At 60.7% G+C, this 17491-nt stretch carries 12 protein-coding genes and 4 tRNA genes; 4 read left to right on the top strand and 12 right to left on the bottom strand.

Translation table 11 applies throughout. From position 1 onward, the window contains the following. Positions 1 to 41 precede the first annotated feature (41 nt). Positions 42 to 3320 (top strand): sensor domain-containing protein, encoded by a 3279-nt coding sequence (locus tag HV782_RS10685; RefSeq protein ID WP_186744689.1) that lies wholly within the window; start codon positions 42 to 44, stop codon positions 3318 to 3320. A 95-nt stretch (positions 3321 to 3415) separates the two neighbouring features. Further along, positions 3416 to 5107 carry a molecular chaperone HscC gene (locus tag HV782_RS10680; RefSeq protein ID WP_186744691.1) on the top strand — a complete coding sequence of 564 codons (1692 nt, stop codon included), beginning with the start codon at positions 3416 to 3418 and terminating at the stop codon, positions 5105 to 5107. Here HV782_RS10680 and HV782_RS10675 read toward each other — a convergent pair. The 12 genes from HV782_RS10675 to gltX form a co-directional block, all read right to left on the bottom strand. After that, positions 5104 to 7797: a DUF805 domain-containing protein gene (locus HV782_RS10675; protein WP_186744693.1), complete on the bottom strand. Its 2694-nt coding sequence runs from the start codon at positions 7795 to 7797 to the stop codon at positions 5104 to 5106. The two genes, HV782_RS10680 and HV782_RS10675, sit on opposite strands and share 4 nt — an antisense overlap. Further along, complete coding sequence (locus HV782_RS10670) at positions 7794 to 8489, bottom strand: DUF1266 domain-containing protein (RefSeq protein WP_186744696.1); 696 nt, start codon at positions 8487 to 8489, stop codon at positions 7794 to 7796. The genes HV782_RS10675 and HV782_RS10670 overlap by 4 nt, the downstream gene beginning before the upstream one ends. A 185-nt stretch (positions 8490 to 8674) precedes the next feature. Beyond that, on the bottom strand, positions 8675 to 9121 hold the full coding sequence (locus HV782_RS10665; RefSeq protein ID WP_123463433.1) for an Hsp20 family protein: 447 nt from the start codon (positions 9119 to 9121) through the stop codon (positions 8675 to 8677). A 120-nt stretch (positions 9122 to 9241) separates the two neighbouring features. After that, a complete protein-coding gene (locus tag HV782_RS10660) occupies positions 9242 to 10201 on the bottom strand; it encodes a tRNA dihydrouridine synthase (protein ID WP_128613521.1) in 960 nt (319 codons plus the stop codon). Between the two features lie 158 nt (positions 10202 to 10359). Beyond that, the gene (locus HV782_RS10655) at positions 10360 to 10809 is read right to left on the bottom strand and encodes an acyl-CoA thioesterase (RefSeq protein WP_016985250.1); all 450 of its coding nucleotides are present in this window, start codon (positions 10807 to 10809) and stop codon (positions 10360 to 10362) included. 46 nt (positions 10810 to 10855) lie between these two features. Beyond that, positions 10856 to 11689 (bottom strand): alpha/beta fold hydrolase, encoded by an 834-nt coding sequence (locus tag HV782_RS10650; RefSeq protein ID WP_128613519.1) that lies wholly within the window; start codon positions 11687 to 11689, stop codon positions 10856 to 10858. 30 nt (positions 11690 to 11719) lie between these two features. Next, on the bottom strand, positions 11720 to 12259 hold the full coding sequence (locus tag HV782_RS10645) for a TetR/AcrR family transcriptional regulator (RefSeq protein WP_123463439.1): 540 nt from the start codon (positions 12257 to 12259) through the stop codon (positions 11720 to 11722). Between the two features lie 181 nt (positions 12260 to 12440). Further along, positions 12441 to 12516, bottom strand: a tRNA-Glu gene (locus HV782_RS10640). Between the two features lie 78 nt (positions 12517 to 12594). Beyond that, positions 12595 to 12670, bottom strand: a tRNA-Ala gene (locus tag HV782_RS10635). A gap of 53 nt (positions 12671 to 12723) precedes the next feature. Further along, positions 12724 to 12799: transfer RNA gene (locus HV782_RS10630), tRNA-Glu, on the bottom strand. A gap of 79 nt (positions 12800 to 12878) precedes the next feature. Further along, positions 12879 to 12954: transfer RNA gene (locus HV782_RS10625), tRNA-Ala, on the bottom strand. A 203-nt stretch (positions 12955 to 13157) separates the two neighbouring features. Continuing rightward, positions 13158 to 14639: a glutamate--tRNA ligase gene (gene gltX, locus HV782_RS10620; protein ID WP_123463440.1), complete on the bottom strand. Its 1482-nt coding sequence runs from the start codon at positions 14637 to 14639 to the stop codon at positions 13158 to 13160. A 228-nt stretch (positions 14640 to 14867) separates the two neighbouring features. Here gltX and HV782_RS10615 point away from each other — a divergent pair, with 228 nt between their 5' ends. Together HV782_RS10615 and HV782_RS10610 are read left to right on the top strand one after the other, a co-directional pair. Beyond that, the gene (locus HV782_RS10615; protein ID WP_123588460.1) at positions 14868 to 15917 is read left to right on the top strand and encodes an HlyD family secretion protein; all 1050 of its coding nucleotides are present in this window, start codon (positions 14868 to 14870) and stop codon (positions 15915 to 15917) included. Continuing rightward, positions 15907 to 17457, top strand: coding sequence for an MDR family MFS transporter (locus tag HV782_RS10610; RefSeq protein ID WP_189655765.1), 1551 nt, complete (start codon positions 15907 to 15909; stop codon positions 17455 to 17457). The genes HV782_RS10615 and HV782_RS10610 overlap by 11 nt, the downstream gene beginning before the upstream one ends. Positions 17458 to 17491: the final 34 nt, after the last annotated feature.

The raw sequence follows: 17491 nt of genomic DNA, 5'->3' as shown, positions 1-17491 counted from the left end.
CCCTGTGCCTAACGCCAACATCAGCTCAAGGCCCGTTAACAATGCCGAAATCTGTTGACCGAATTCCGCCGATGCCGCGCATTCAAGCGATTGACCCGCGTCATTCCGAGCAGAGCTGGGAGAGTGCGCCGCAATTGCTCGCTGCCCTCAACGGCGCGCGGCTCGGTGCCTGGTACTGGGACATCGAGCGCGGGCAGATCAGTTGGTCGCGGGGCACTCAGGCATTGTTCGGCTTCGATCCACGGCAACCGCTGCCGGAAGATCTGGAATACCTCGATCTGCTGCCTCCGGAAGACCGCGCGAAAACCGTGCGCGCCTTCCACGCGGTGATTGCCGGCGCACCACTGGAACAGGCGATGCACCACCGCATTCGCTGGCCGGACGGCAGCCTGCACTGGCTGGAGATCAGTGGCAGCCTGCTGCCGGACAAACACGGCCGCCCCCGAATGATCGGGGTGATTCGCGAAATCACCCACCAGCGTCAACGCGAACAGGCTTTGAGCAGCTCGGAGAAACGTTTCGCCACACTCTTTCACCTGTGCCCGAACATGGTGTTGCTGACGCGCCAGGAAGACGGCCTGATCAGTGAAGCCAACCAGTATTTCGAAAGCCTGTTCGGCTGGCCGGTGCAGACCGCCATCGGCCGCACCACCCTGGAACTGGGCCTGTGGGTGCACCCTGAACAACGCGCCGAACTGGTGAAGAAAACCAAGGCCAAGGGCGAACTGATCAGCATGGAAGTGCAGTTTCGCGCCAGCAACGGTCAGGTGCATGACGGCATTCTCAGTGCGCAAAAGGTCGAACTCGAAGGCCAGCCCTATCTGCTCAGCACGTTCCTCGACACCACCGAGCGCAAAGCCGCCGAACTGGCACTGAAGGACAGTCAGGAACGCCTCGATCTGGCGCTGGATTCCGCGCAGCTCGGTACCTGGGACTGGCACATCCCCAGCGGCATGCTTTACGGCTCGGCGCGTGCCGCGCAGCTGCACGGGCTGGAGCCAAAACCGTTCCATGAATCATTCGACGAGTTTTTCGAAGGCGTGCCCGGCCAAGAGCGCGACAGCATGCGCAATGCGTATCGCAGCCTGCGCGAAGGTCCGGCGGGCAACTATCAACTGACTTATCGCGTGCAACTGCCGGACGGCAGCTCGCGATATCTGGAAAGCCGCGCCCGCCTCTACCGCGACGACAACGGCGCGCCGTTGCGCATGGCCGGGACGTTGCTGGACATCACCGATCAAGTCGAACGCGAACAGCGACTGGTGGCCTCGGAAGAGAAATTCGCCACGCTGTTCCAGGTCAGTCCCGACCCGATCTGTGTCACCCGCCAGGACAGTGGCGAATTCATCGAAATCAATAACAGTTTTACCCAGACTTTCGGCTGGAGCGCCGCCGACGTGATCGGCCACACCGCCGAAGAAATCGGCCTGTGGGACGCATCGGCGAAAAGCCTGCAGCGCATCGAGCGCGTGATTCGCGAGCAGGGGCTGAGCAATGTCGCGATCATCGTCCAGCACAAGGACGGCCAGTCGCTGACCTGCGTGATTTCCAGCCGGCAGATCAGCGTTGGTGATCAGCCATGCATCGTCACCACGTTGCGCGACATCACCCAGCAACAGCGTTCGGAAGCCGCACTCAAGGCCAGCGAAGAGAAATTCGCCAAAGCGTTCCACTCCAGCCCCGACGCGATCACCATCACCGAGCGCGACACCGGGCGTTATCTGGAGGTCAACGACGGTTTCTGCCGCCTGACCGGCTATCGCGCGGACGAAGTGGTGGGCAAGACCGTGTATCAGGTCGGCATCTGGGCCGAGGAGAAACAGCGCTCGGCGTTGCTCGCCGAGCTGCAGATCAAGGGCCGCGTGCATCATCAGGAAATGCTCGGGCGCAACAAGCGCGGTGAGTTGCTCACCGTCGAGGTTTCAGTCGAGCCGATCACCCTGAATGAAACCGCGTGCCTGCTGCTGACAGCCCGCGACGTCAGCTTGCTGAAAAACGCCGAGGCCCAGATTCGTCATCTGGCGTATCACGATCCGCTGACCAACCTGCCCAACCGCGCTCTGTTGATGGATCGCCTGAGCCAGCAGATTGCCCTGCTCAAACGCCACAACCTGCGCGGCGCACTGCTTTTTCTCGACCTCGATCACTTCAAGCACATCAACGATTCCCTCGGCCACCCGGTCGGCGACACGGTGCTGAAGATCATCACCGCGCGACTCGAAGCCAGCGTGCGCATGGAAGATACCGTCGCGCGTCTGGGCGGTGATGAGTTCGTGGTGCTGCTCAGTGGTCTGGAGGGCACACGCAACGAGGTCAGCACCCAGGTGCGGGAACTGGCCGACACCATCCGCGAGCTGCTGTCGGAACCGATGTTCCTCGACGGCCAGCGCCTGCAAGTGACGCCGAGTATCGGCGTGGCGTTGATTCCCGACCACGGTTCGACCCCGACCGACTTGCTCAAACGCGCCGACATCGCGCTGTACCGGGCCAAGGATTCCGGGCGCAACACCACGCAGATGTATCACAACACCATGCAGAAAGCCGCCAGCGAACGGTTGCGCATGGAGACCGACTTGCGCCTGGCGCTGTCGCGCGGCGAATTCAACGTGCACTTCCAGCCGCAGGTCGACGCCCGGGACAACCGCATCATCGGCGCTGAAGCGCTGGTGCGCTGGCACCACCCGGAGCTGGGCACACAATCGCCGACCGAGTTCATCAAAGTGCTGGAGGACAGCGGCCTGATTCTCGAAGTCGGCACCTGGATCCTCGACGAAGCCTGTGACGCGTTCAAAGAGCTGATCGCGCTGAAACTGGTCGACCCGCTGAATTTCAGCCTGTGCGTGAACATCAGCCCGCGACAGTTCCGCCAGAACGATTTCGTCGAACGCATCGAACACAGCATGTCCAGTCATGGCCTGCCGTGCTCGCTGTTGAAACTGGAGATCACCGAAGGCATCGTCATCCAGAATCTGGAAGACACCATCAGCAAGATGCGCCGGCTGAAAAAACTCGGGGTGAGCTTCGCCATGGACGATTTCGGCACCGGCTATTCGTCGCTGACCTACCTCAAGCGCTTGCCGGTGGACACGCTGAAAATCGATCAGTCGTTTATTCGCGATGCGACCACCGACCCGAACGACGCCGAGATCATTCGCGCGATCGTCGCTATGGCGCGCAGCCTGGAGCTGGAGGTGATCGCCGAAGGCGTGGAAACTCCGGAGCAACTGGCGTTCCTGCAAGGTCTGGGTTGCCATTTGTATCAAGGCTATCTGCACAGTCGGCCGATGGCGCTGGAGGCGCTGAAAGGGCTGCTGCCCTGAAGCAGGCAACGGCGCAGGCTGCAACAGAACCCTGATTGCCACGGTTTGCGGCAACCTGTAGGGTCGCGTTTTTTTGCGCCGTTTCGAGAACGATCATGCAGGATGCAACCCTCCCCCGCCCGGCCCTGCTGGGCATTGACCTTGGCACCACCAACAGTCTGATCGCCGTCTGGCAGGACGGTCAGGCCCGGTTGATTCCCAACGCCCTCGGTGACGTGCTGACCCCGTCGGTGGTCAGCCTCGATGAAGATGACACCATTCTGGTCGGCAAAGCCGCCCGCGCCCGCCTGACCACCCACCCTGACCGCACGGCCGCTGCCTTCAAGCGCTTCATGGGCAGCGACAGGCAGATCGAGCTCGGCAGCCGCCATTTCAGTCCGGAAGAGTTGTCGGCGCTGGTGCTCGGCTCACTCAAGCAGGACGCCGAGGCCTTCCTCGGCCACCCGGTCTCTGAAGCGGTGATTTCCGTGCCGGCGTACTTCAGCGACGAGCAACGCAAGCGCACCCTGTTCGCCGCCGAGCTGGCCGGTCTTGCCGTCACGCGCCTGATCAACGAACCGACCGCCGCCGCCATGGCCTACGGGCTGCACGAGCAAAAGTTCGAACGCACACTGATTTTCGATCTGGGTGGCGGTACGTTCGACGTCACGGTGCTGGAATACGCGCTCCCGCTGATTGAAGTGCATGCGTCCACCGGCGACAACTTCCTCGGTGGCGAAGACTTCACCGCCGCGCTGTTGCAGGCGTGCCTGAAAAACTGGCAACTGAACCCGTCAATGGTTGATGCGCAGGGCATGGCCAGCCTTGGCGATGCGCTGGAACAACTCAAGTGCAAACTCGGCGAAGGGACACAGCAGCTGAGCTGGCGTCACGGCGACACGACGTTCGAATGGTCACTGGACGAAGCCGCTGCCGTGAAGATCTGGGAGCCGCTACTCGCCCGACTGCGCGCACCGATCGAACAGGCCCTGCGCGATGCGCGGCTCAAACCCCGCGATCTCGACAGCCTGGTATTGGTCGGTGGCGCCACGCGGATGCCGGCGGTGCAGCAAATGGTCGCCACGCTGTTCGGGCGCCTGCCGTACCGGCATCTCGACCCGGACACCATCGTTGCGCTCGGGGCGGCCACGCAAGCCGCGTGCAAGGCGCGCGATGGCGCGGTGGAAGAGCTGATTCTGACCGATGTCTGCCCTTACACGCTGGGCATCGCGACCATGCGCGGCAACGGCATCGACGGTGCTTTTTCGCCGATTATCGAACGCAACACCATCATCCCGACGTCACGGGTGGAGCGTTATCACACCACCCACCCCCGTCAGGAACAGATCCGTATTGCTGTCTATCAGGGTGAACGACCGTGGGTACGCGACAACATCCTGATTGAGGCTTTCGATGTCGATTTGACGCCCTGCGATCACATTCAGGAACTGGATGTACGCTTCAGCTATGACATCAATGGTTTGCTCGAAGTCGACGTCACGTTGCTCGAGACCGGTGATCGCCACAGCCACAGTATCGACCGCAGTCCTACAGGGCTGGATGAGCAGGCGCGCCGGGACAGCCATAACCGGCTGTCCACATTGAAGGTCCATCCACGCGACGCATTGCCCAACCGCACCTTGCTGGCCCGTCTGGAACGGGCATGGATGCAGAGCCTCGGAACGCAACGCGAACGCATTGCCGAATGGCTGCACAGCTTCACCGCGATCCTCGGTGGCCAGCAATCATCCGAGATCGCGAGCCACCGCTCAGAGCTCAACAAGGCACTGGACCAACTGCGCCTCTAGCCATTGAGGCGGCGCAATGCGGCCTGCAGGCCGCCGGACAGTGTTTCGCCACCCCCGCTGTCCGGCGGCACGCCATAGCGGTTGGGCAACTTGTCCCCTGGAAAGCCGAACAGCACCAACGGCAAAAATGGCAGCACCGGTGACAGCGCCATGAATATCAGCAACGTGGGAATGCCCCGCCCCATGTCATGCAAGCGGCGCAGAATGGCGCCGAGCAACACCAGAACAGCGAGCAACAGGATAAGAATGCCAGCGGCCGTGGTGCCACTGATCAGACCCGCCACCGGTGCGATCACCAAACACCCCAGGACCTGAGCGATAAAAGCCTTGCGCCCCAGTCGCGACCCGAGGCGCCAGATCGCACCTGCCGGTACCGGTTGAATATCACTGTTGGCCAGTAGTAAACGCTCCGACCAGGACAGCAACGCACACAGCGCCAGCCGCAAGCCGACGCTGTTCTGCACGTCATCCTTGCCCTGCTGCAATTGGCGCAGTACTCGCGTTTTCGGCACACCGGCAGCGCCATAACGAATCAGGCCCTTGAGGGCATCGAGCGCCTCATACGCCAGCAGTTTGTCGACGCCAAAATCCGTCAACACCTTGCGCGGTGGCCACACCGGCTCGCCTTTGATCAATCCGTCGCGAAAACCTTCGAACCAGTCGTCTTCGCAACTGACCGCCGCGATGGATTGCAACAAGGCCCGGTGCTGCTCGGCGCTCAGGCTCGGGTCGTGATAGAGCACGCCCCAGAACATCAACAACCCCAGCAGATCGTCGCCGCAGGCATCCCGGTCGCTTTCGACGCAAGTGTAAAGCAAGGTATTGGCAGGCAATCTGGCGCTGTCGAGGGCCTGTTGTACGCTGAACAATTGTTGCACCAACAAACCGTGAACCGGGTCATCGCCTTGCAGCCATCCCAGTAAGCCATCGCAGTTGCCTTGCTCACGCTGCAAACGCTGCAACAATGGCTGCAGCCGAGCCAAGGGATGAGCAGGGTTGAACGACAGACGCTCCAGGCACCGCGCATCAATCAATTGCAACCAGCGTTCCGGCTGCTCCAGCAACGCCAGCAAAAACAGGCTCTGGGCATGCCACTCCCATGCAGCTGCGCCCAGGCCGACCGGCGGCAACTCAATTGCGCGACGACTCAACTGCAGAAGCAAATCGAGTTCGGACAAGTCACAGTCATCTTTGACAGCACTCAGTCTGAACGCTTCGGCCATTCGCTCCAGCGCTGCGTGGCTGTAAGGCCGCAAGCGTCGCAGCCACAAACGACAGACCTTGTGCGGCTCGCCTTGTGTCAGCACCTCCGGCAACTGCCGCGAGTTCGAATCCGCCTCGCAGAAAGCGTCCATCGCCTGCGCAATCGGCGCCCTGCTCAACCAGCGCAGATGCTGCCCGGCCTGATATTTGAAGCCGCTCAAGACCAGGCTTTCGAGCGCATCGACCGGCAGCGGTGCATCCAGAATCTGCTGCAGCAACAGCGAGTCGCCCCGATGCAACGCCCAGGCGTGCCGGTAAAGCTGCAGCAATCGGCTGTCGGCATTCTCACCCAACAGTTGTGCGAGCAATGGAAGCTCATCACCCGTCATGCGCCAGTCGACAAAACTCTGGGCCAGACTCTCCAGCTGCAGCCGCCCGACACCCAGCCAACGATTCAGCGTCTCAGGGCGTTGCGACGGGCTGCCAGACACCTGGCATTCATCCCCGAGATCCTCTGACCAGTCAGCACAGTCCTGCAGACGATCGAACGCCTGAATCAGCAGCGGCAGAAAGGTCGGCTGGCGCTTGGCACACAATTCCAGCAGACGACTTTCCGCCATCGGATGACGATGTTCGTTCCAGAGCCGGATCCAGCAAGGCAGTGCCTGATCGTCCCGCCCCAACAAGCTGCTCTGACACGCCAACAGGTACAACCAGTCCAGATCATCCGGTGCTGCACGTTGCTGTTCGACGCAGCACTGCAAAAATGTCGACACTCCGATGCCCGCCTGCGTGAACTGCACCAGCAGACGCTTGATGAACGCAGCATCATCCGGCAACGGCAGGCACGTGTGCTGACTGGCGAAGTCGGCGAACTCATGGAGCGGGCGCTGGGTGAAAATGAAGTCCAGGCTCCGCGCGTACCACAGCGATTCAGTCTGCGCGGCCTCCGACCAGGCGCTCATCAGATCCGTGTCGAACGGGTCGGGGCCCTCGATTCGCCGCAGAAAGGCTTCAACCCGCTGGGCGTCGTTGAACTCCAGATCCAGCAACTGTTGATCCCAGGCCATACGCTTGGCCAACAGGTTTGCGCAACGGTAGGACAACGGACCGGCGTCGGCCATCCGGCGGTACAGCCCCCAGCCGAGTTCATCCAGTGCATCCAGCGACAGTTCATCCAGTGCCTGGACAAAGGCCTGCCACGCCGCGAAATTGAAGCGTCGCGCAGGATCGTCAAGCAGTTCGCAGAAATCCACGAACGTCTGCGGGACCTCCTTGACCTTCGGCTCTGCCGCTTCGGGCTCTGGCTCGGATTCCTCCTCGTCTGCACGGGCCAGACGCAGGGCGTTTTCGTAGGCCATACGCAGTGCCTGAAAGCCTTCCGGGTCAGTCTCCGGATGATGCGCCGGCAGGCGTGCGCGGTAGGCATTGCGAATCAGGGTTTCGTCAGTCGTAGGCTCGATGCCCAGTCGGATCCAGCAACTCATGACCAGTCGAACTCCTTGAGCGATATCGGACGTGGCGGCGGATCAATGTCCATGTGCCAAGGCAAATCGGCTAGAAAGTGCGGAATGTTCTGCGCAAGACCGCGACTGATCCGCAGGTTATGAGCGCTGTTGCCTTGCCGGTCCAGCGCGCCAGCGAGCTCGTCATCGCTGGCGCTCAAGCAGCACCAAAAAGTCCGCCCCACCACAAAGCCATTGAAATATGCCATCCAGCTGCCGTAGTGAAATTGCGCCCTGATGGCCAGGCGACTGTGCAGCCAGTTGCTCTCGAGCAGATCGATCCACTGATTGCGCACCGCGCAACGCAAGAGGAAGCCCATGCGCCCATAATCCCAAGACAAAATCCCCCCGGGACCGCAGCTGCCGAATGTACGGCTGGCGAATTCATGCAAGACACGTTGGCGGGGACTCAGGTCTGCAAGCAAGGCCTGCCATTCGCTCGGCAGACAACGCTGCCAGGCCATATAGGCCGCGCTGAGGTGCCTGGCATGGCCATCATCGGTCATCCCTTCGAGCATCTCGAACAATTGTCGCCGATCATCGATCCCCCAACTGTCTCGCAGATCAATGTAGCGGTCGTCGCAGAAAGCGGGGTCGGCATACCCGGCGCCGGTATTGAGCGCTGCCATCGGCGCAGAAAGGGCGCACAGCCAACGCTGCTGAATATCGTCCATGAAAAAGGCTCCAGGCCGACCGCCAGGGAGTGGGGTCGGCAAAACTGCGGCGGATTGTAGAGAAACCGTTGTCGGCGGCAAAGTCGCACAACGCTTTTCTTACGCCCATAAAAAAGGCCCCGACGTATCGGGGCCTTCATTCAGCGGCTCAGCGCCTGCTCAGACATTTTGTGTCTGCAAGTGAATCAATGTTGCAGAGCCGGCTTCTGCGCCCCGTTGATCGGGATGCGCTTGGCCTTCGCTTCTTCCGGGATCACCCGCAACAGGTCGATGCTCAACAGACCGTTGCTCAGATCGGCGGCCTTGATCTCGATGTGATCGGCCAGCCGGAAGGACAGCTTGAAGGCTCGCTGGGCAATGCCCTGATGCAGGAAGGTCACGCCTTCGTTGGCATCACGCTTGCCGCCACTGATGGTCAGCACACCTTTCTCGACTTGCAGCTCCAGGTCTTCTTCCTGGAAACCGGCTGCGGCCACGACGATGCGGTATTGGTCATCACCGTGCTTTTCGACGTTGTAAGGTGGGTAGCTGCTGCCTGGCTCGTTGCGCAGCGCGGTTTCGAACAGGTCGTTGAAGCGGTCGAAACCCACCGAGGAACGGAACAGTGGTGCGAGGGAAAATGCAGTACTCATGGTTCAAATCTCCTGAAAACAATCAGCAAGTTTTTGTGTCTCCGCGACCCGAATTCGGCATCGCGTACCCCTTAGATAGGGACCGCTGAAATGATTTCAAGAGAGTATTTGCAGATTTTTTCAGGCCGCTTCGGCGACCGGCAGGCCGAGCAAACGCGAGACCTGGTCCGGCTCGGTTTCACGACGGAGCACGGTAAACAGCTCGGTGGCTTCAGGATAATTGCGTGTCAGCATTGCCAGCCATTGCTTCAAACGGCCCGGCGACTGACGCGCGGTCATCTGCGCCTTGGCTTGCAGCCAGAAGTCCTGGATCAGCGGCATCAGCTCGGCCCAGGTCATCTCGACCACGTCCTCTCCAGCACGGGCAGCCGCGATTTGCCTGGCCAGATCCGGCCGCGACACCAGGCCTCGACCGAGCATGATGTCCTCGACACCACTGATCTCGCGACAACGCCGCCAGTCCTCGACGCTCCAGATATCACCGTTGGCAAACACCGGCACCTTGACCACATCCTGCACCCGCGGAATCCACTCCCAGTGTGCCGGCGGCTTGTAGCCATCGACTTTGGTCCGGGCGTGAACCACGATGTGCTCGGCACCGCCTTCGGCCAGCGCAGTGGCACAGACCAGCGAGCCGTCCGGGCTGTCGAAGCCGAGACGCATTTTGGCGGTGACCGGGATGTGCGCCGGCACGGCGCGGCGCACGTGCTCGACAATGGTATTGAGCAGTTCCGGCTCCTTGAGCAGCACCGCCCCGCCCCGGGATTTGTTGACGGTCTTGGCCGGGCAGCCGAAGTTGAGGTCAATCACTTCAGAACCGAGCTCGCAGGCCAGCGCCGCGTTTTCCGCGAGGCATACCGGGTCAGAGCCGAGCAACTGCACGCGCAGCGGGACACCAGATCGGGTACGGGCACCATTGAGCAATTCCGGACCGAACTTGTGGAAATAGGCCGGTGTGAGCAACTGATCGTTGATCCGAATGAATTCGGTGACGCACCAGTCGATGCCGCCAACACGGGTCAGCACGTCGCGCAGGATGTCGTCGACCAACCCCTCCATGGGCGCCAGAGCAATTTGCATGGGGAAAACACTACTTGAAGAAAACGTGCGGCAGTTTACTGGATTACGAGAAAAACCGCAGATCCCCTGTAGGAGTAAGCCCGCACGCGATGGTGGAGTGTCAGTCGATGCATATGTGACTGAGACACAGCCATCGCGAGCAGGCTCACTCCTACAGATTAGATTTGCGCAGATTCTGAGGCCTGAATTGCGGGACCGTAGCCCTCGATAAACTCCGCCGGCATGCGCTTGGGCTTGCCGGTGGACAGCTCGATGCAGACGAACGTGGTTTGCGCGCGCAGCAGAGTGGTGTTATCGCTCGGGCGTTTCAGCTGGAAATGCCGGGTCATTTTCAGGCGTTGATCCCAATCGACGATCCAGGTCGCCAACTGCAGCTCATCGCCTTCGTAAGCGGCGGCCAGATAATCGATCTCGTGACGCACCACGGCCATCGCCCGATCCAGCCGACGGTACTCGACCAGATCCAGCCCCAGACGCTGCGAGTGGCGCCAGGCACAGCGTTCCAGCCAGGTCACGTACACCGCGTTATTCGCGTGGCCCAGCCCGTCGATGTCCTCGGCGCCGACTTGCAGATCAATGGTAAACGGCGTTGCCCGATCCCAACCCATGCCCCACTCCCGGTCAATTGATTCAACCGGGGCAGTGTAACGGAGCTCAGGCCGATTGGCGCGCCTGAAGGCTGCGCCCGGCCAACAGTGATAACACGCCATCCACCACCCGAGGGTCAGCCAGCACGCGCTGGTGGCCGCCGCTTTCCAGGCGCAGCAGACGGCTGTCGAACCATGCTTCGTGAATCAGCTGCGATTCCTTGACCGAAACGAAGGTGTCGTCCTCGGCATGCACGATCAGCCCCGGCATATCCAGTTGATAGTGCGCGACATCCAGAGTGGCGGCGCGCATGCCGACGTCCTGCTCGACCTGCCGGATAAAGGCGGAACGCGCTCTGGGCGGCAAGCCGACATAGCGCGCGAAACCGCGTAACACGCCGAGAATTCGGGCCGGCGCGGCAATGCTGACGAGGGTTTCGGTGCGCAACCCCAATTGCACGGCGAGCATCGCGCTGGCGCCGCCCATGGAGTGGCCGATGACCGCTTGCAACGGTGGCAGCTCGGCAGCGGCTTCGAGCATGGCACGGGCGAACAGCACGACATTGGCCTCTCGCCCCGGCGAACGACCGTGGGCCGGACCATCGAGGGCCACAACCGTGTAACCGGCCTCGACCAATGCCGTGATCAGCGCGGCAAACTGGGTTGGCCGCCCTTCCCAGCCATGCATCAGCAGCACGGTCGGGCCTTGGCCCCAGCGCAACGCTGAGAGACCAAAGCGCAAAGTGATTCGTTCGGAATTGGCCAGCAGCGGCAATTCCCAATCACGCAAAGGCAGCGTGCGTGGCGTCATGAACGCCAGGCGCATTTTGCTCGCTACCCGTTTCGGTGCAATCCAGCCCAAGGTGCCATTAACGCCACGAATCCACTTCAACGTGTTCATCGTTCTCTCCTCAGGCGAATTGCCTTCAGGTCAACGCACCGCCGACTTGGCCGCGCGCAGCAATCGATCGGATAAATCTCCTGGCCCCAGGGCCCTTGCGAGCGCCAGCCCGCCCACCATCAAGGCCACGTCGGCCAGGGCTTTGTCGGTGTCCTCGGGGCTGGACGCCAACTGCGCAATCATCAACTCCAGATGCTCGTTCAGTGCCACGCGGAACGACTCCGGCAAACGGCCCAGTTCGCCGATGGAGGCTGGAATCGGGCACGCCGCGTCGCTGGAATCACGGTGCTTGCGTGACAGATAGAAAGCCGCGACCAAGGCGCGACGCTCTTCCCCGGTCAGGTCGGCGTCCATGTCGGCAATCAGGTCGCGTCGGCGACCCAGGAGCTGCTTGAACGCTTCGAGCATCATCGCGTCCTTGCTTTCGAAGTGCGCATAGAAGCCGCCGACGGTCAGGCCGGCCGCGCCCATCACTTCGCCCACGCTTGGGTCTGCCGGGCCACGCTGAATCAATGCGGCGCTGGCAGCCTTGAGGATGCGTTCGCGGGTTTGAGCTTTTTTATCGTTCATCGTTGCCTCCGAATATTACGACTAGAATATTATTCGCATAATAATATTCTGCAAGTCAAGGATATGACCGCTGGTCTGAAGCACAGTGTAAGGAAAAAGGAGAATTGGCCAAACGCCAGACAAACAAAAGGGCCATTCAATAATTGAATGACCCTTATAAATCCCGCAGAGCGGGTAATCGTGGCGTCCCCTAGGGGACTCGAACCCCTGTTACCGCCGTGAAAGGGCGGTGTCCTAGGCCACTAGACGAAGGGGACACAAACCTTCTATACAACTGATCAGCGCTGAGAACTGATCGTTTCAAGGCCGGTGTGGCCAGACCTTGAACTGTAAATTGGTGGAGCTAAGCGGGATCGAACCGCTGACCTCCTGCATGCCATGCAGGCGCTCTCCCAGCTGAGCTATAGCCCCGGATTTTTCGCCTCGCGGCGGAGCAACGTTTTGCAACATCACTTCTGTAAAACTGGCGTCCCCTAGGGGACTCGAACCCCTGTTACCGCCGTGAAAGGGCGGTGTCCTAGGCCACTAGACGAAGGGGACGCAAACCCTTCTATACAACTGATCAACGCTGAGTGTTGATCGCTTCGAAGCCGGTGTGGCCAGGCTTCGAAGTGTAAATTGGTGGAGCTAGACGGGATCGAACCGTCGACCTCTTGCATGCCATGCAAGCGCTCTCCCAGCTGAGCTATAGCCCCTCATCGTTGATGTCATCGCTGAGGACGGGGCGAATCTTAAGGGCGTATCGAAAGCCTGTCAAACTTATTTTTGAAAAATTTCAAAGTTTTTTGTCGGCATAACAATCACTTACCGCCCTCCCCCCGAAAATCCGGGGGGAAAACGCCGAAGGCCGGAATCAAAAGATCCCGGCCTTCGGCGGTTCCCGCAGAGTCAGACGTGCTTAAGCAATCGCGCCCAGCAGCTTTTCCCACTCTTTGTTTTCTTTCTTCGACACACCGCCCAGCAGGTCGATCGCCTGGCGCAGACGGAAACGGGTCAGGTCCGGGCCGAGGATTTCCATCGCATCGAGCACCGACACCGAACTCGCCTGCCCGGTGATCGCGGCAAACATCAGCGGCATCGCGTCACGCAGTTTCAGCTCAAGGGATTCGACCACCGCCTGAATCGTCGCGGTGATGTTGTCCTTCTCCCACTGACGCAGGCTTTCGAGTTTCCACAGGATCAACTGCATCAACTGGCGAACCTGATCACCGGAAAGCTTTTTCGATTCGAACAACTTGGCATCAGGGTTCACGCCACCGGCGAAGAAGAACCCGCCCAGCGGTGCAACCTGACTGAAGGTTTCCACACGACCCTGAACCAGCGGCGCGATCTTCATCATGTACTCAGAGTTGAACGCCCATTTCTGTACGCGTGCGGCGAACTCTTCCACCGGCAGATCGCGCAGCCACTGGCCGTTGAGCCATGACAGCTTCTCGATGTCGAAGATCGGCCCGCCGAGGGACACACGCTTGAGGTCGAAGTTGTCGACCATTTCCTGCAGCGAGAACTTCTCACGCTCATCCGGCATCGACCAACCCATGCGGCCCAGATAGTTGAGCATCGCTTCCGGCATGAAGCCCATGCGCTCGTAGAACGTCACCGAGGTCGGGTTCTTGCGCTTGGACAGCTTGCTCTTATCCGGGTTACGCAGCAGCGGCATGTAGCACAGTTCCGGCTGTTCCCAGCCGAAGTACTCGTACAGCAGAATCAGTTTCGGCGCCGACGGCAGCCACTCTTCGCCACGCAGCACGTGGGTGATGCCCATCAGGTGGTCGTCGACCACGTTGGCGAGGAAGTACGTCGGCAGGCCGTCGGTCTTCATCAGCACTTGCATGTCCATGCGATCCCACGGGATCTCGACATCACCACGGAGCATGTCCGGCACTACGCAAACGCCTTCGCTCGGCACCTTCATGCGGATCACGTGGGGTTCGCCAGCGGCCAGGCGGGCGGCGACTTCTTCCTTGGACAGCAGCAGCGCGCGGCCGTCGTAACGCGGGGTTTCGCCGCGTGCCATTTGCTCGGCGCGCATCTGATCCAGTTCTTCAGCGGTGCAGAAGCACGGGAACGCGTGGCCCATGTCGACCAGTTGCTGGCAATACTTCTGATAGATATCGCCGCGCTCGCTCTGCCGGTACGGACCGTGTGGGCCGCCAACGTCCGGGCCTTCGCTCCAGTCGATACCCAGCCAGCGCAGGGCGTCGAAGATCTGCTGTTCGGACTCGCGGGTCGAACGCAACTGGTCGGTGTCTTCGATGCGCAGGATGAACTCACCGCCATGCTGCTTGGCAAAGCAGTAGTTGAACAATGCGATGTAAGCGGTACCTACGTGGGGGTCCCCGGTAGGCGATGGCGCGATGCGAGTGCGGACGGTGGTCATGGCATGTCTCGAAAAGAATGAAAAGCAAAACAATCAAGCGGCGAATGGTAACAGGCGACACCCGCCCCGCTCCAGCGGGCAGGGCATTTAAGCCAAGTTTGCGGCTGGAACGCCCATACAGCGCGGTGAATGGCCGAATATCGGCGGATGGCATTTACCGTTTATCGGCTTCGTGCCAGATTCGCGTACTGATACCTTTCCTTACAATTCCTCGACTACAGTTTGCCCATGCCTGCCCAACTCAAGCGTCGCCTGTTTATTTTCCTGCTGCTGGTTCTGTTGATTGCCGGGGGTTTCTTCGCCCATTGGTTTTTCAAGGGGCGCTTTTATGAAAGCACCGATAACGCCTATGTCCAGGGCGAAATCACTCGCGTCTCCAGCCAATTGAGCGCGCGCATCGACGAAGTGCTGGTGCAGGACAATCAACACGTGGAAAAAGGCCAGTTACTGGTGCGCCTTGAGCCCAATGACTTTCGCCTCGCTGTCGATCGCGCCAATGCGGCTCTCGCTACCCGCGAGGCCGAGCGCTTGCAGGCGCAGAGCAAACTGACCCAGCAATCGAGCCTGATCGCCGCCAGCGACGCGCAAGTGGCGACCACCCAAGCCACCCTCGGCCGTTCGCAGATGGATCTGTCGCGTGCGGAAACCTTGCGCAAACCCGGCTACGTTTCCGAAGAACGGGTAACCACCCTTTCCGCCGATGCCCACATCGCCCGCTCGCAGGTGGCCAAAGCCCAGGCCGATGCGCAGAGTCAACGCCAGCAAGTCAACGCACTGACCGCCGAGATCAAGCGCCTCGACGCACAGATCGCCAACGCCCGCGCCGATCTCGCCCAGGCCGAACTCAACCTGACCCGCAGCGAAATCCATGCGCCGATCAGTGGCTTGGTCGGCCAGCGCGCCGCACGCAACGGCCAGGTCGTACAGGCCGGCGCCTATCTGTTGTCGATCGTCCCCGATGAAGACATCTGGGTTCAGGCCAACTTCAAGGAAACCCAGATCGGCCACATGCAGCCCGGACAGAAAGCCGAGCTGACCTTCGACGCCTACAGCGACACCCCCATCGAAGCACGGGTCGACAGCCTGTTCGCCGCCTCCGGTGCGCAGTTCAGCCTGTTGCCACCGGACAACGCCACCGGCAACTTCACCAAGGTCGTACAGCGGATTCCGGTGAAACTGACCTTCAAGGCCGACAACCCGCTGCACGGCAAGATCCGCCCGGGCATGTCGGTCACCGCCACCGTGAACATCAAAGACGCCCCGGACAATGGCCGGTGATTCGCTGATCCGCCCGGTCGGTGAACCGACCCGGCGCGACTGGATCGCGGTGATGAGCGTGATGCTCGGCGCCTTTATGGCGGTACTCGACATCCAGATCACCAACTCCTCGCTGAAAGATATTCAGGGCGCACTCTCGGCGACGCTGGAAGAAGGCTCGTGGATTTCCACCTCGTACCTGGTCGCGGAAATCATCATGATCCCGCTGACCGCGTGGCTGGTGCAGTTGCTCTCGGCGCGGCGGCTGGCAGTGTGGGTGTCGCTGGGTTTTCTGGTTTCGTCGCTGCTGTGCTCGATGGCCTGGAGCCTGGAAAGCATGATCGTGTTTCGTGCCATGCAAGGTTTCACCGGCGGCGCGCTGATCCCGCTGGCGTTCACCCTGACCCTGATCAAACTCCCCGAGCACCACCGCGCCAAAGGCATGGCGATGTTCGCCATGACCGCGACGTTCGCCCCGTCCATCGGCCCGACACTGGGCGGCTGGCTCACGGAAAACTGGGGCTGGGAGTACATCTTCTACATCAACATTCCGCCGGGGCTGATCATGATCGCCGGGCTGATGTACGGGTTGGAGAAGAAGGAAGCGCACTGGGAACTGCTGAAAAGCACCGACTACACCGGCATCCTCACCCTTGGTGTCGGCCTCGGTTGTCTGCAGGTATTTCTCGAAGAAGGCCACCGCAAGGACTGGCTCGAATCGAACCTGATCGTGACTCTGGGCAGCATCGCCCTCATCAGCCTGATCACCTTTGTGATCGTGCAGATTTCCAGGCCCAATCCGCTGATCAACCTCGGCATCCTGCGCAATCGCAACTTCGGCCTTTCGAGTATTTCCAGCCTCGGCATGGGCGTCGGGCTATACGGTTCGATTTATCTGCTGCCGCTGTATCTGGCGCAGATCCAGAACTACAACGCCCTGCAGATCGGCGAAGTGATCATGTGGATGGGCGTGCCGCAGCTGTTTCTGATTCCACTGGTGCCGAAGCTGATGAAGTTCGTGTCGCCGAAATGGCTGTGCACGCTGGGCTTCGGACTGTTCGGGCTGGCGAGTTTTTCGTCGGGGGTGCTCAACCCGGACTTTGCCGGGCCGCAGTTCAATCAGATCCAGATCATCCGCGCCCTCGGCCAGCCGCTGATCATGGTGACCATTTCCCTGATCGCTACGGCGTACATCCTGCCGCAGGACGCGGGGTCGGCGTCGAGCCTGTTCAATATCCTGCGTAACCTTGGCGGTGCGATTGGCATTGCTCTGCTCGCGACGCTGCTGGATGCGCGGACCAAGACCTACTTCGATTATTTGCGCGAGGCGGTGGTGCCGACCAATCCGCAGGTGGCTGAGCGCCTGGCGTCAATGACCGACAGGTTTGGCAGCGACACGGCGGCGTTGGGCAAGTTGAGTGAGATCGTCCATCAGCAGGCGGCGATCATGGCCTACAACGATGCGTTTCACTTTGTCGGGATTGCGCTGGGGATCAGCATGCTGGCCATTCTGTTGACCAAGAAATTGCCGCAAGGGCTGAAGGCTGGGGAGTCTCATTAAGACCGCGTCGCCCCATTCGCGAGCAAGCTCGCTC

The organism is Pseudomonas monsensis (assembly GCF_014268495.2).
Taxonomy (GTDB): Bacteria; Pseudomonadota; Gammaproteobacteria; order Pseudomonadales; family Pseudomonadaceae; genus Aquipseudomonas; species Aquipseudomonas monsensis.
The sequence above is the reverse complement of the archived record's forward strand: the minus strand, read 5'-3'. Positions and strand labels throughout refer to the sequence as shown.

Bases quoted from the DNA above. Each gene is read 5' to 3' on its own strand.
- HV782_RS10685 (WP_186744689.1), top strand. From the start codon at position 42: ATGCCGAAATCTGTTGACCGAATTCCGCCGATGCCGCGCATTCAAGCG.
- HV782_RS10680 (WP_186744691.1), top strand. From the start codon at position 3,416: ATGCAGGATGCAACCCTCCCCCGCCCGGCCCTGCTGGGCATTGACCTT.
- HV782_RS10675 (WP_186744693.1), bottom strand. From the start codon at position 7,797: ATGAGTTGCTGGATCCGACTGGGCATCGAGCCTACGACTGACGAAACC.
- HV782_RS10670 (WP_186744696.1), bottom strand. From the start codon at position 8,489: ATGGACGATATTCAGCAGCGTTGGCTGTGCGCCCTTTCTGCGCCGATG.
- HV782_RS10665 (WP_123463433.1), bottom strand. From the start codon at position 9,121: ATGAGTACTGCATTTTCCCTCGCACCACTGTTCCGTTCCTCGGTGGGT.
- HV782_RS10660 (WP_128613521.1), bottom strand. From the start codon at position 10,201: ATGCAAATTGCTCTGGCGCCCATGGAGGGGTTGGTCGACGACATCCTG.
- HV782_RS10655 (WP_016985250.1), bottom strand. From the start codon at position 10,809: ATGGGTTGGGATCGGGCAACGCCGTTTACCATTGATCTGCAAGTCGGC.
- HV782_RS10650 (WP_128613519.1), bottom strand. From the start codon at position 11,689: ATGAACACGTTGAAGTGGATTCGTGGCGTTAATGGCACCTTGGGCTGG.
- HV782_RS10645 (WP_123463439.1), bottom strand. From the start codon at position 12,259: ATGAACGATAAAAAAGCTCAAACCCGCGAACGCATCCTCAAGGCTGCC.
- gltX (WP_123463440.1), bottom strand. From the start codon at position 14,639: ATGACCACCGTCCGCACTCGCATCGCGCCATCGCCTACCGGGGACCCC.
- HV782_RS10615 (WP_123588460.1), top strand. From the start codon at position 14,868: ATGCCTGCCCAACTCAAGCGTCGCCTGTTTATTTTCCTGCTGCTGGTT.
- HV782_RS10610 (WP_189655765.1), top strand. From the start codon at position 15,907: ATGGCCGGTGATTCGCTGATCCGCCCGGTCGGTGAACCGACCCGGCGC.